At 66.9% G+C, this 12,986-nt stretch carries 10 protein-coding genes; 4 read left to right on the top strand and 6 right to left on the bottom strand.

Features of this window, described 5'->3' with window-relative positions:
• The first annotated feature begins 129 nt into the window (after window positions 1-129).
• The gene (locus tag CHC04_RS12530; protein WP_176449978.1) at window positions 130-462 is read left to right on the top strand and encodes a GYD domain-containing protein; all 333 of its coding nucleotides are present in this window, start codon (window positions 130-132) and stop codon (window positions 460-462) included.
• A gap of 45 nt (window positions 463-507) precedes the next feature.
• On the opposite strand, the gene CHC04_RS12525 is transcribed toward CHC04_RS12530, so the two are convergent.
• Window positions 508-1,491, bottom strand: a complete 984-nt coding sequence (locus CHC04_RS12525; RefSeq protein WP_089404259.1) for an NAD(P)H-dependent flavin oxidoreductase — start codon at window positions 1,489-1,491, stop codon at window positions 508-510.
• Window positions 1,492-1,594: 103 nt separating this feature from the next.
• Here CHC04_RS12525 and CHC04_RS25300 point away from each other — a divergent pair, with 103 nt between their 5' ends.
• Together CHC04_RS25300 and CHC04_RS25295 are read left to right on the top strand one after the other, a co-directional pair.
• Window positions 1,595-1,717 carry a hypothetical protein gene (locus CHC04_RS25300; protein ID WP_281252230.1) on the top strand — a complete coding sequence of 41 codons (123 nt, stop codon included), beginning with the start codon at window positions 1,595-1,597 and terminating at the stop codon, window positions 1,715-1,717.
• Window positions 1,718-1,732: 15 nt separating this feature from the next.
• The gene (locus CHC04_RS25295) at window positions 1,733-2,632 is read left to right on the top strand and encodes a sensor domain-containing diguanylate cyclase (RefSeq protein ID WP_089404258.1); all 900 of its coding nucleotides are present in this window, start codon (window positions 1,733-1,735) and stop codon (window positions 2,630-2,632) included.
• A 440-nt stretch (window positions 2,633-3,072) separates the two neighbouring features.
• Here the strand turns inward: CHC04_RS25295 and CHC04_RS12515 are convergent, their stop codons facing one another.
• Both CHC04_RS12515 and CHC04_RS12510 read right to left on the bottom strand, forming a co-directional pair.
• Window positions 3,073-3,501, bottom strand: coding sequence for an HNH endonuclease signature motif containing protein (locus CHC04_RS12515; protein ID WP_141233784.1), 429 nt, complete (start codon window positions 3,499-3,501; stop codon window positions 3,073-3,075).
• Complete coding sequence (locus CHC04_RS12510; protein ID WP_141233783.1) at window positions 3,482-4,567, bottom strand: GmrSD restriction endonuclease domain-containing protein; 1,086 nt, start codon at window positions 4,565-4,567, stop codon at window positions 3,482-3,484. The genes CHC04_RS12515 and CHC04_RS12510 overlap by 20 nt, the downstream gene beginning before the upstream one ends.
• Before the next feature lie 136 nt (window positions 4,568-4,703).
• Between CHC04_RS12510 and CHC04_RS12505 the strand changes: the two genes are divergently transcribed.
• Window positions 4,704-5,441 (top strand): NgoMIV family type II restriction endonuclease, encoded by a 738-nt coding sequence (locus tag CHC04_RS12505; protein WP_089404255.1) that lies wholly within the window; start codon window positions 4,704-4,706, stop codon window positions 5,439-5,441.
• Between the two features lie 20 nt (window positions 5,442-5,461).
• Here CHC04_RS12505 and CHC04_RS12500 read toward each other — a convergent pair whose 3' ends face one another.
• From CHC04_RS12500 to CHC04_RS12490, 3 genes are read right to left on the bottom strand one after another with little or no spacing between them, the layout of a single operon-like run.
• Window positions 5,462-6,478 (bottom strand): NaeI family type II restriction endonuclease, encoded by a 1,017-nt coding sequence (locus CHC04_RS12500; protein WP_217897336.1) that lies wholly within the window; start codon window positions 6,476-6,478, stop codon window positions 5,462-5,464.
• Window positions 6,479-6,480: 2 nt separating this feature from the next.
• Window positions 6,481-7,500, bottom strand: a complete 1,020-nt coding sequence (locus tag CHC04_RS12495; RefSeq protein ID WP_089404254.1) for a PD-(D/E)XK nuclease family protein — start codon at window positions 7,498-7,500, stop codon at window positions 6,481-6,483.
• Window positions 7,497-12,980 (bottom strand): DEAD/DEAH box helicase, encoded by a 5,484-nt coding sequence (locus CHC04_RS12490; protein WP_089404253.1) that lies wholly within the window; start codon window positions 12,978-12,980, stop codon window positions 7,497-7,499. The genes CHC04_RS12495 and CHC04_RS12490 overlap by 4 nt, the downstream gene beginning before the upstream one ends.
• Window positions 12,981-12,986 lie beyond the last annotated feature (6 nt).

Below are 12,986 nucleotides of genomic sequence, written 5' to 3'. Positions count from 1 at the left end.
CGGTGCCCGTCCTGCTGCGGCGCGTCCGGGCGCGCTCGGCTGACCCGGGGGCCGCGGTCCGCGTCGGTCTGCCGCGGGGGGACCGCTGGTGCAATCGGCGGCCCGACAACCCGGGACGAGGTGGACGCCGTGCCCAAGTTCGTCATCTTCTTCGCCTACCTGCCGGACACGTGGGACCGGCTGGTGCAGCAGCCCGGTGACCGCACCGCCGCGGTGCGGGCGTCGGCCGAGGCCGTGGGGGCGCGGTTGGAGGCCCTGTACTGGATGCTCGGCGAGGCCGACGGCATGGTGGTCCTCGAGGCGCCGGACGCCGAGACCGCGGCGGCGGTGACGCTCACCTCGGCCAGCACCGGCACGGTGCGCACGCTGGGCACCCACCAGTTGTTCGACCAGGACCAGCTGCAGTCGATCCTGGGGAAGGTGCGCACCGGCCGCGAAGTCTTCCGTCCACCCGGCAGCTGACCGCGTCAGGCGGCAGGTGCGCAGCTCCTCGGACGGCACCTGCTGCTACGACGGTGTGCCTGGTGCAGCAGTGCCGGTGCTCTCGTACTGATCGAGGAACGCGACCAGCTCGGCGACGACCTCCGCGGCCCGCTTGACCTCGGTGACCGAGCCGACGCCGGCGCCCGCGTACATCGCCATGGCGTCGACGTGGCCCTCCGCGCCGGCCATCGGCGGGATGCCGGAGCCGCACCACACGGGCATGCGGCCGCGGCCCACCCGGGCGACGACGTCGTCGTCGATCTCGGCGACCCGCTCGACCGCGCGGCGCAGCACCCGCGCCCGGGCGCTGGTGGCGCACAGCGGGCAGTCGGTGGCGAAGGCGCCGGTGATCTCGGTGCAGTCGCCGGCTGCGTCGACGACGGCCTGCTTGTACGCCGGGTGGGCGCCGGACTCCGTGGTCGCGATGAACCGCGTGCCGATACGGGCGCCGTCCGCCCCAGCTCCCAGGACCTCGGCGAGTGCCCGACCGTCGGCGATGCCGCCGGCCGCCAGGACGGGGACGTCGACGGCGTCGAGCACTGTGCGCAGGAGCGGGAGCAGCGGCTCGCGGCCGCGGACGTGGCCGCCGGCCTCGACGCCCTGCACGGTGATCAGGTCACAGCCGGCGTCCACGGCGGCGTGCGCCTCGGCGAGCGACCCGACCTGCCAGTTCACGAGCGCACCGGCGTCGTGGGCGACCTCGATCTGACGGGGGGACGGGTCGAGCCAGAAGAAGTCGACGAGTCGCACGCTCCGGGCGAGGTCGGCGAGCAGGTCGTCGTCGACGTCCGTGGTGAGGACGTTGATCGCCAGCGCCCCCGCTGTCCGCTGGCGCATCCCGTCCAGCCGGCGCAGCAGGGCCTCCGGCGGGGTGCCGAGCGCGGTGACGGTGCCGACGCCGCCGGCGTCGGCGACCGCCACGGCGAGGTCCGGGGGGGACACCGGCCCCATCGGCGCCTGCTGGACCGGCACCGTGCAGCCGACCAGTTCGGTGAAGCGCGTCCGCACGGCCGGACGGTCCCGCCGTCGGTGGGCGCCGTCAAGGCATTCACTGGGCACTGCCATGACGGCTTGGATTCCACAGGGAAGACCCGCAGCTCACGTCTTGCGTGTGAGCGCCGCCGTCCGACGCCCGTCCTACCTGCACGTGCCCGACGAGCTGTCGTTCTGCGCGTACGTGGTGGCGCTGCGGGCGCCGCTGCAGGTGACCGACGCGCTCGACCACCCCGTATAACGCGACAACCCGGCCGTGGCGGCCGGCGCCATCCGCTCCTACCTCGGGGTGCCGCTGATCGACGAGGACGGCTTCGTCCTCGGCTCGCTCGGCGTCTTCGACGACGAGCCGCGGGCGTTCTCGCCCGCGGAACAGGCGCTGCTGGAGAACCAGGTGCGGCTGGTGCGCAGCGTGCTGTCGCTGCGGCGCCGGGTGGCCGGGCACTGCTGGGACGCCGGGCTGCTGGCGGCGCAGGGTCGGACGCTGGAGGTCGTGGCGGCGGGGTTGCCGCTGGAGTCGGTGCTCGAGGTGCTGACCTCCTCGACGGCCGAGCTGGCTGCCGAGGCCGATCTGGAACAGCCGCGGCGGCTGCAGGAGACGGTGGACCGGCTGACCGCGGTGGCGACCAAGGCCGACGGCTGGCACCAGGCGCTGCTGCGCTCGGCGCGGCAGGACCCGCTGACCCGGCTGGCCAACCGCAGCCACCTGCTCGACACCGGCCGCGCGGCGCTGGCCGTCGGGGGAGCGGTGCTGTTCGTGGACGTCGACCGGTTCAAGGAGGTCAACGACCGCGGCGGCCACGCGGTGGGGGACCAGCTGCTCGTCCGGCTCGCCGACCGGCTGCGCCCGGCACGTGGAGAAGAAGCTGCCGGGAGCCGTGGTCGGTCGTCCGGGCGGGGACGATCTCGTGGCGGTGCTGCCGGGGGTGTCCGTCGCCGCCGCGGAGGCCATCGGGCACGGGCTGGCCGCCGTGCCCGATGGACGAGGTGGAGGTGGGACGGCGGACAGTGCGGGTGTCAGCCGCCGTCGGGCCCTCGATGGCTGCGCCCGGGACGACGCTGGACGAGGTACTCCCGCTGGCGGACCGGGCGATGTACGGCGCCAAGGAGCGCGGCCGCGGCGTGCTTCACAAGGTGGACGCCTAAAACCGTCTAGCGTCACCAACGCTGGACTTGAAGTGCTCGTCTTCTCAGCCGTTGCACATGCCAGTGGGCTTCTAGCTCACGGAGCGCCCTAGCGGTCGCCTGCTCTCTACTGAGGTAGTATTGCACGGTCTCCAGACTTTCTCGCAAGCGGCTCGCTTGCCCCGTCCGCAAGAAACACTCGAGAATCGGTGGTGCGCCGACACGCCTGGCTGCTGCTGACGGTGAACATCCCCTCAGTGCTTAACGCTGCCAACGCGCTACAGCAGACGCCGAGTACCTCACGAAACTCCAGCAGCGGACCAGTCGTTGCCGCAGTGCAGATGGAGGCCGCGGGCAAGTCGGCCGCCGCGACAAGGCGTCACGATGGTCGGTTTCAAGCTCATCGCGCGTCCGACGCGGCGAGAATGCAAACTGCCGTCACGCCAAGATGGGGAACATAGTCCCGACGGATCATTTTCCCCCTCCCTCATGAAGGGTGCAGTAGCGGTGCGCTAGAGCCGCGTTGGCAGGGATCGTTTTGCCTCCTCGCCAGTAGTGCTCAATGTGGTGCACGTGCGCGTCATCGATGGAACGGATGACCTGACTGCAGAGTTTGCACTTAGGAGACTTGTTCCATAGCTCCTCCTTGAGTTCCTGGCTGAAGTTGCGCGCCTGCGGGTCGTCGCCGACTACGTCCTCGAGGCGTGCTAGCCATGTCGTGAAGCGATAATTTACACGCTTCGGGTCAGTTGTGCTTGCTGTGATCGCGTCAACAAACTTGGCGTCACTCGACATCAGATCGATGAGAGACTCCCGGATCGCTTCAAGATGAGGCCAATACTGAGCCTTGGATCGCAACGAAAAGCCATACATCACCACGTCATCGAGGGCCTTGTTCACCTGGCGCAACTCCCACTGACCATCCGGTTCTTCGTTCGCGCCGGTAATATACCGACGAAACGCATGCGGGCCGAAAGTTTGCCAGCTTAGGTCGATGGCGTTCTTGAGCTTCTGCCTCCAGCGTACTCAACTTCTTGGCGGAGTACGTACGACCAATCACCATTTCCTCATCAAGGAAGTGGCCAATATTCTTGCTGGTCAGCGTCTGCCATCGGCGGTTGATCCAAGAACTTCCGCGCAGCATCATTTCCACATCCAGCATGCGGATGTCTGGCTTGGCGTCCGCGCGGAGCATCTTGAGGAAGGTGGGATTCCTCGCCCACTTCTTGAGTTCGTCGTTATAGGGTCCTCGGAACGCAGCATTTCGCAGCTCTTGTGCATTCAGCTTCACGGACCCCGTGTTGAGCCGGCGGAAGACCTCAAGCTTCACGTCGGGGTCGGACTCGCTCTTGATGCGAATGATCTGGAGTTCGCGATTCTTGAGAAACTTCTGTTGTGCCGGGTCTAGCTCCGAGAAGAGCCTTCCATTGAGCTCGTCGAAGACGTCGAGGCCGGACAGTGTGACAGGTGCCGATTTGAGCGGGTCGATCCGCTTGTTACGCACAAACTCATATAGCGCCGTTAAACGTTGCTGGCCGTCCACGACAGAGAATGACCCGTCTTCCTCCTCCGCGAGATAGATCAGCGGAATCGGCAACTGCAGAAGAAGTGACTCGATGAGCTGGGAAGCTTGCTTGTTGGACCAGGCGTAGTATCCCTGCCAGTCCGGCCTCAAGACGAGATCTCCATCGTCTACCATCCGCGCCAAGTCCGTGACGGCCTTATCTGCTCGTTCTGCCGTCAGCTTGCGCGTGTGTGCTGCACTCGTCGTAAACGACGCTCGCTCCTCGACCTCGTCCACATCCTCGAGGGGGCTTCCGGGCTCGATCAACTCATACTTGTCGGCGGTGGCACCGCAAAAGGCGCCGTTGCCGGGGCACTCCCAGTTTGCAAGATCAATCAGGCTGGTGCCGTCGTGCTCTCCTGGGATGTAGATGTGGCCACATTCGGTGCAGCGCTGCGGCAAGGCTTAGACCATGTGGTGACACTAGCAAGCCGAGACCCGGTGCCGCAGTGGGTACGATGACTAGCTTCTCCCTCCAAAGAGTGCATCTCTGTTGCCACAGGAAGGTCGGCGTAAGGTCAACCGCTAAACTCCAGCCGTGGCAGCTCCGTTTGCGCAGCGACTCTATGGTTGGCGTCCTAATGGGTATCCCAATGTCTCCGACAAGGATAACCAGACTAGTGTCGAGCTAGCTGCCGGCGTGAACGATTCCCTCGAGGTGACCCGCGTCAGTCATGAGAAGGGGCAAACTCTCGGGAGTAACCTCGAGGCGGCGGTATGGGCGGATCTTTGCGCCGAACTCCAAGAGGGGCATGAGTCAAGCGAGTGGCGGGTCCGTCGAAATGTGGTCATCAGCGACTTCAATCAATTTGCCCACTTGGCGGAAGCTCAGAAGGCCGTCGATCGCTATCCAGTCTTGCGAACAGCGCTGGGCATGGATTACCTCATCAAACTTGATGTTGCAGTGTCTGTCGCGAGCCCTTTACCGCACGCGGCGCGTGACATGCTTCATGCCGCTGTCTCCTGTAAGTGGTCTATTCGGTCCGACCGGGTGCAGAACACGCGCCATGAGTTCCTAAAGATGGTCCATAATCGTCGCGCGCGGACCCCTCACTTGATTTGTGTCACCGCGGAGCCCTTGCCCAGCCGTCTTGCGGCCATCGCTCGCGGTACGGGAGAAGTGGATGCGACATACCACATCGCCTTCTGGGAGCTCCACAAGGAAGCGATGGCCCTCCCCTCCGGAAATCTCGAACGTGATATCTGGCAGGAGTTGACCCTTCAAGGGCGTCTGCTTCCCTACGAGAGCCTCGTGGATACGTTGCTCCACTCCTAGCCTCGCTGCTTCGTGGGGACTCAGGAAATGGCGGGGGTGGGCGGCTGCCGCGACACCTCGGGGCCTTCTTGTGCCTCGTCGCCAGGCAGGGCGATGGCGTAGTAGCGGCCCGAAATCTCCGCTGCAGGTCTAGACGAAGTCGGACCGTCTATCTCAACTACGCGAGCCGCGACGAACTCTCCCTTCCGCGGCCTGGGAAGGCCGAGGGCTTCTGCCACCACCGGATCGTTGTCTTGGTGCCCCAGCACGAGGATGCCCTCGGGCCGGAGCTTGTCGCGGGCGCCTCCGTTCCCGCGTGCCCGCTTGAGCGGATCGTCGGCTCCGTGTGCGACGGTCTCCAAGACCGAACGGCGGATGATCCGGCCCTGCACCTCACGGAAGAGCTGATTGACGCGTGCCTGTACTGGGTTCGCGCGCCGAGTTCGCCCGGTCGCGGACATGATCCGGTCGCGGACCTCGGGGTTGAGGTGCAACAGGAGGTTCTCCGCCAGGCGACCGTGGTCCGGCCAAAGCCACTGGATGCGGCTCATGCCGAGGTCGTTGAGCCGCCTTTTGGCATCCCGGTTGGTCGTCTCGCGCAGCACGTCTGCGGACGCCCGGACGAGGCCGGCCCGCCACGAGCTTTCACGGTCCGAGCACCAGACGACGAGGCACAGCTGGTCGAGCATCTCCGGCCCCAGCTCCCAGCCGCCGATCCGCTGCGAGAACTTGCAGTCGACGTCGACGTCGACGATTGAGTAGTCGGTGACGTCGCCGTCCTCGAAGTCGAACGCCCGCTGGAGATTGATCTCCACCAGGGTCCCCATGTACGTCTTCTCGGTCTTGTAGAGGTCGCGGTAGTCAAAGCGTCCTCGTCGCCGGCCATCCAGGAGCTGGTCCAGGGTGTCACGGAGGACGGCAGCGAAGCGATCGCCGTCGGGGTCGAGCTCTTCAAGCTCGCGGCGGACGAGGCTCAAACCGGCGTCGCCCGACCCGTGCTCCGCCATGGGCTCGTATTCGATGCCCAGCTGGTCGCGGGGCCAGATGCTGTCCTGCATCGTCAGTCTCCAACGGAAGCTATTGCGGACGAATCGGTTGCCTGCCACTGCGCTGCGTCGCTGGACTGGCCGGCGGGCGTACGCCGACGAATCCGCATGACCCGTACGTGGTGGCCGACGAGTTCCTGGAAACCCTCACCGCGCATATTGGACACCCATGCCGAGCCAGTCGCGTTCTGCACCAGGAGGGCAGTGCGTCCGTTCTCCGCGGTTTGGGCGCGCAGCAGCTGGCCTTCGACACCGTCCGCGCCTCCCCATGCCCGGAGAGCGATCCAGTGTGGGTCGCATCCGGGTCGTCGGGTGCAGTATCTGCAGACCTCTGGCGCCGGCAACGCGGGGCGGTCGTGTGCCATCCAGGCGGAGCGCCTTTCGTCCAGCAGGCCGAGCAACCCCAGGTCTGACGGGGACACAGGCACTTGCTTAGCGCCCTGACGCAGACTGAAGACCCCCACCCAGGTTGGCGCCCTCCCGCGAACTGCCGCGACGAGGTGGCTGTAGATCGAAAGCTGGCTCAGGATGACCGCCGGAAGCAACGACTGCGCAGCATCCATCCCGGACTTCAAGTCGATGAGCCAGACACCACGGTCTGAGGTGATGAGGAGATCAAGCGTTCCCCACAGTCGGCGCTCGCTGTCGTGCAGGGTGACCTCCGCCTCTGCCGTCGCGTCGGCGCCCGCCTGCCGCATGAGCTCGCCGAGTGAACTCGCCCTCTGCTCTAGTCGCGCCTCCGTAACGCGCCCGTTCATGACTGCGGCAACAGCGACCTTGCGAGCCTCGGCCACAGCGTGAAAGTGGTCGACCAGCGCACCGTCGCGGTCGCCGTACCTCCAGTCGTCGGCCATGACCCAACGCTGCAGAGCCGCGTGCGCCAGGGCGCCAGCGGACGTGCCCGTCGACGGTGCGGGGCTTCGTGGGGGAGGCCCTGTCACCAGCCCGACCACCGACGCGGGGCACGTCAGAAGACGCGCTGCAGACGTGGGGGAGAGCCACGGGACGCCTGATTGCCGGACGCCTGCCTTCATCGGCCACCGGTGGCCGTGCGGATGGACTTGATGACGCCCCCCGGGTCGCGGTCCAGCGTGAAAGTGTCGGCGAAGACGATTGCGTCCGCGGGCGGCTCCATGGCCTCCGCGGCAGCGAGCGCGCTAGCGAGACGGGGTGCGATCAAGGTGGTCTCGCTTGCCTCCAGCGGGTGCTTGGCGACAACGATGGCCCGTCCGTAGAGCTGACTGTCTAGGACGGCCGCCGCGCACGGCAGCTCGTCGATCAGCTCAGCACCGTACGCCTCAGCCCAACTGGTGATGGCCCGTCGCTCCCGATGGGGATCAATGGGGAGTTGGCCGGTCTGGAGGACGGAGAGCAGGTCTCGTGCCAGACGCCAGTCCAACAATGCGTGATAGGCCATGTTGGAGTAGTCCCGCAAGCAGCGGTAGCAGGAAGCCGAGCACTCCGTCGCATGAGCGGGTTCCTCAAGACTGGTGAGGTACTCGCGCACCTGACCGTCCATGAGCTTGTCGAAGACGTCTGGCGAGCCGAGATGTGTGCTGAAGCCGGCGCCGTTCTCGAGGGTGTCCGCGAGGAACGCCATCATGGTCGGGGAGTCGTCCACCAGGCCGTTGTAGATGCCGGCACTGAGCTCGAGCGTCTGGACGTCCAGGTACGTCGCTGCGGCCGTCCTTAGGAGGAACGCCAGGGAGTACCAGGCGGCCTTCCTGGCGTTGGCGCTCTCCGGGGCACCGCTCTGCTGCATCGCGCTGGTGTCGAGGTCCAGGCGCAAGCCGAGATCGCTCATCACTGGACGGCGGGAGCCGACGAACAGGAAGTCCGTGGGCTGTACTGCGCCCAGGGCTACCGAGATCGCGTCCCCCGTCGCGAACGCCGACGGCAGGAGCCCCTTCTCGACGGCCTCCACCGACACGTACCCGCCCCAAGGGGACGGGCCAGACGGGCGGAAGCGGTGAAGATTGCCGCCGTTGTCGTTGATGACGTAGCGCGTGCCCGGCCCGCTGAAGGCGGTCACGCCCGCCTCCTCCGTGCGCATCAGCTTGGACAGGTCCGTCATTGCCCGGGCCGCCATGGCGCGTGCGGACCATGAGAAGTTGCCGTCGAAGTCCTTCGGGCGGCCGGCCCTGAAGCCAAGAGGCTCGCGGAGCTGGAGTCCCTGGTAGGTGCCAGGAGCTGCGCTGCAGCGCGGGCACGGGTCCATCTCCCCAACGGCGCTGCTGTCTGTCTCGGCCAGGTGCGCGCACGACCGGCAGACAGCGAGGTGCCGCGTGGATCCCAGGGGCTCGGCCTCCGGAACAGGCTTGTTCCCCACCGGCTTGAACGCGGCCACTCCGACAACGGGGTAGACCTGTCCGTCGCGGACGACCTCACTGAGCGGAGCGAACTGTGAGACGGCCATGCCCAGGTCGCGGTCGATGACGCCGGACGGCGGCCAAGGCCGGGAGTTCTGTGGCGGGTTGAGGTGGAGATAGCGCACGTGGGTGGGGAAACCGAACATCGGCAGCGCGCCAGCCTCGGCCAGCCGCTGGCTGAGCTCGACGTGGCCGCCAGCGGGATTGCAGGCATGGTCGATGGTTGCCACCAGGTCGTCGCGTACCCACTCCGCCCAGTTCTGTGCGGAGACGTCGGCCGGAGCAAACGTGCACAGAGCCTGGGCTGCCGCCTCGACCTGGGCGCGCCTCTCGTCGATCCACTTCTGCACGAGGTGTCTGACCGCTGGCCACTCGGCGGTCAAACCGAACTGACCGTGGGGGTTGTTGGTGAGGTCGGACAAGATCTTTGTCTTGATGAGCTGCGGGCCCAGTTCGGCGAATGCCATCCGCAGCACTTCACTCCGGAGCGCCCGCCGCAGGATCTCGGTGCGATCGAGCGCCAGGTACGGCTTGGGCGTCGGCTCGTTGGTGATCGAGTGGGGCCTGGCGAAGTAGTACTCGTCATGACTACGCCCGCGGCACACCGTCAGTGCGACAGCCACCGGTGAAGTCCGGCGGCCCGCTCGGCCAACCCGTTGCTGATAGTTGAACCGCGTGGGCGGCATGTTGCCCAGCACGACGAGCTCGAGGGCGCCGATGTCGACCCCCGCCTCGAGAGTCGTGGTCACCGAGAGCAAGTCGATGCCATCGGCCAGGCGGCTCTCCCGTCCGCCCTCATCGAGGAAGACGCCCTGGAACCGTGCCTGGCGAGATTGGGCGTCCACCTTGTCCGTCTGGCCGGTCAACTCGGCGCTGTTCAGCCGGAAGCGCCCCCGATGCTCCGTGGCCTTCCAGGAGTAGTAGTCCTGTCCGCGACGGGTCGGTGAGCCCTGAACCGGCAGAAGCTGACGGCACCGGGTACAGATGCCGGAACCTCGATGCAGGTGCTGGCGACGGCAGTTCCCGCAGATCCAAGCCTCCTGCCCGGGTTGCCGCATCGTGACTCGAGCAGGGTCGATGAGGTAATCGCGGACGGCGTCGGACCAGAAGGCGCGGACGCCGCTGGCGACCTCCGCGGGGTCAAGACCGTGCGTGCGCGCGACCGCGTCCCAGTAGGCCGTCAATCGTGCGTGGGCCTTGTCTCGGGGATCCCGAAGTCCGAAGAAGCGCCGCAGATCGCCGAGGACCCGGAGGCTCGACCGGGCGATCGCGGGCATGGACGCCGGCTCCAGGTCGGGCCGAGCCTGATCCGAGGCGAGCGTGAGCCAGCCCAGGCCCAGGGACTCGAAGTCCCGGCCGGCGCCGGAGAACAGGCCCTCGATGACCTCTGACTTCAGGTTGTCGTCGATACGGCCCAGAAGCTCTTGCTCAGTCAGCCCGAGTCCCGCGCGCGGGCGGGCGGGAGTGGTCGTCCAATCGAAGAGCGAAGACCACGGGGTGGGGTCCTGTTGCCCGTTGTGTGCCGAGTTCAAGGAAGGGCTGGGACCCCCCGGGTTCACGCCCAGGCTGAGCAGGGTCTCGCCGACTTGATTGGCGACGTCGCTGAGGGGAGTGGCAGCTGCAAGTTCCGATTCCAGCTGCGCCAGTTCCCCGGTGTGCGCCTCGTCGTCTTCATCCCGCCACAACTCGGCAGCGCGGTCGTACTTCGCGCCGAAGCGCTGCTTGAGCCGCTTCGTCGCCTGTCGTGTCTCCTCCGTGCGGTCGCGGTCTACGAAGAAGCGCTTGGCGGCTGCGACGTCGTCCGCGGCATCGGCGGCTGCGGCGACACGCTCATGCACGAGGAGGCGCAGGAGGTCCTGGTAGTGCCGTAGCCCCATGCCCGCCGAGAGCTTCGCGGCGTCCTGCCGGCTGTCGGTGAACACGATCGCCTTGCGCTGGTCGTCGTCCAGCCCTTCGACGAGTTCGGTGACGAGGACCTGGTTGATCTTCTCGAAGCCGGTCCGCATGCCCCGGATGGGGCTCCGCTGGCGCAAGGGATCGGTGGGCGGGACTGTCCCGGCTTTCGTGTGGCGGATCTCCCAGTCGTCCGCACAGCTGGGACAGCGGGTCGGAAAAGGAGAGAGCGACGTGAGGTCGCGCTGAGGTCTGCCCGTCTTCCGGTCGATCTTCGACGTCACGTGGAAGGTCCAGCCGGTTGGCTGCTTGCCCTGCAGGGCGTTGCGCACCTCGCCGCTCGCGGGGATCAGGATGCTGGGCCGGTATGCGTAGTCGACCTTCTTCCCGTCCGCGTCCCATGCAAGGTCATCCAGCTCCGGCTTCGCCGTACGAGGCCAGTAGACCAGGAAGTTGTCAGCTGTCCGCTCGAGCGAGACCTGGTCGGGCATCTTCGCGAGATCAGGCACGTCGGCGAGCATGAGGCTCCTGAAAGGGCTCAGCTGGGTCTCGCCAGCGGGCACGAAACCCCCGAGCAGGACGTCGCCGCAGTTCTGGCAGTAGAGCAGCTCGAGTACCCGTGCCCCGCATGTACACCGCGTCGTCGGCTCGGCGAAGAGTCGGCCCACCGTAGGAACTTCCGTCGTGCGTGACGGCGCGTCCGGGCAGCGCGGATCGGTGCACGCCCACATCCCGGGGACGTTGCGGAAGAACAGGTGGGCGCGCAGACGGGGCCAACCCGGTCGGTCCTCACTTAACGGGATGGCCGCGAGGAGGTTCGTCAGGGCGGCCTTGGCGACGGAGCTGTCGGCCTGCCCGAACAGGAGACCCTCGAGCTGGCGCTCGTCTTTGGCCTCGGGGGCGGGAAGGGCGCGACCATCCGCGCCCAGGTGGAAGGCGCTTCGCAGTGCCGTGGGAGCGCCGGAGGCCTCTGCCACTCGCAGTGCTTCCTTGGCGTCGGATGCTCCAGCCAGGTCCTCAGCGGCCTGTGAGATGTCGGCACGAAGGGGGTTCGGCTGGACCGTGTCGCCCTGCAGGAATTCGAAGGTCCCCTCATCCAGCCCGAAGAAGTCCTGGATGTACTTGCGATCCCGTGCGGGATCCAGGCTGGCCGAGGCGGCAAGCACGCGCAGTTGTCCGGGGGACTCGATGAGACCGAGCCGGTTCCGGAGGTTCCGGATGAGCAAGGCGACCTCGGTGCCCGCGGTTCCCCGGTAGGTGTGCAACTCGTCGATGACGAGTGTGAACCGGTGCGCGGCATCCGATTGAAGCCACTGACGTGTCTGCTCGAAGAAGGCGCTCTCGCGGTCCCGGAGGAGCATGACGTTCAACATGCTGTAGTTGGTGATGAGGACGTCCGGCGGCGCATCCAGCATGTCCCACCGGCTGCGCATCTCTGCACCGCCAAGTCGCGGCATGAAGTACTGCGTCTCGCCACCGAGCGCTTGTGCCTTGGCGGATCGGCCGTCCAGGTCGCGGAGCAGGCGGCGGAGATCCCTCACTGCCCGGTTGTCATCGGGGCTTCCCGTCACAGGTGTGGCCCCGGTGTAGCGGCCGAAGAAGAATCGGTGCCCATTGCGATTGGCGTCCAGCCAGGCCCTGGCATGGTCGCTGTCCAGGGCCTTCCTCAGTCTGATGAGCTGATCGTCCACGAGGGCGTTCATCGGGTAGAGGATCATCGCGCGCACCGCTTGTGGGCGCCCCACCTCGCCCTTGCGCTGTGGCACGAAAGCGCCGTTCTCGTCCTGCCACCAGCTGCTTGCCGGCCCGCGTGTCCCCGTCCATGAACGCGACTCCTCGAGCAGTGAATCGAGGATGGGCAGCAGGAACGACTCCGTCTTACCCGATCCGGTGCCCGCGGTAATGACCATGTTGCGATCCGCGCGCCGCCCGACGGCAAGGGCCTCTTCCTGGTGCCGATACAACTGACGTCCCGCCGGGATCAGGCCCGCGGCCGCGAAGTCAGCCAGTTCTGGTGCAGCGCCCCCGGCGGCCGCCGATGCAGCTAGGTCGTGGCCAGCCAGCGTGTATTCCGGCCGAAGCTCGATCAGGGGGCGTCGGTAGACGCCGTTGTCCTGGTCCAGGAGGTCCTGCCGTTCGCGCTGCAGCTCCTCGTCGGCGAGCCCGAACGGGGTGTTGTAGTACCTGAAGAAGGCATCCCGCAGTCGCTCGAAGCTGCCTACGACATCCAGCCCGGTGCTCGCTTGCTCCACGTGCTG

The organism is Geodermatophilus saharensis (genome assembly GCF_900188205.1).
GTDB classification, from domain to species: domain Bacteria; phylum Actinomycetota; class Actinomycetes; order Mycobacteriales; family Geodermatophilaceae; genus Geodermatophilus; species Geodermatophilus saharensis.
This window is presented reverse-complemented; position numbering and strand designations above follow the sequence as displayed.

Bases quoted from the DNA above. Each gene is read 5' to 3' on its own strand.
- CHC04_RS12500 (WP_217897336.1), bottom strand. From the start codon at position 6,478: ATGCAGGACAGCATCTGGCCCCGCGACCAGCTGGGCATCGAATACGAG.
- CHC04_RS12495 (WP_089404254.1), bottom strand. From the start codon at position 7,500: ATGAAGGCAGGCGTCCGGCAATCAGGCGTCCCGTGGCTCTCCCCCACG.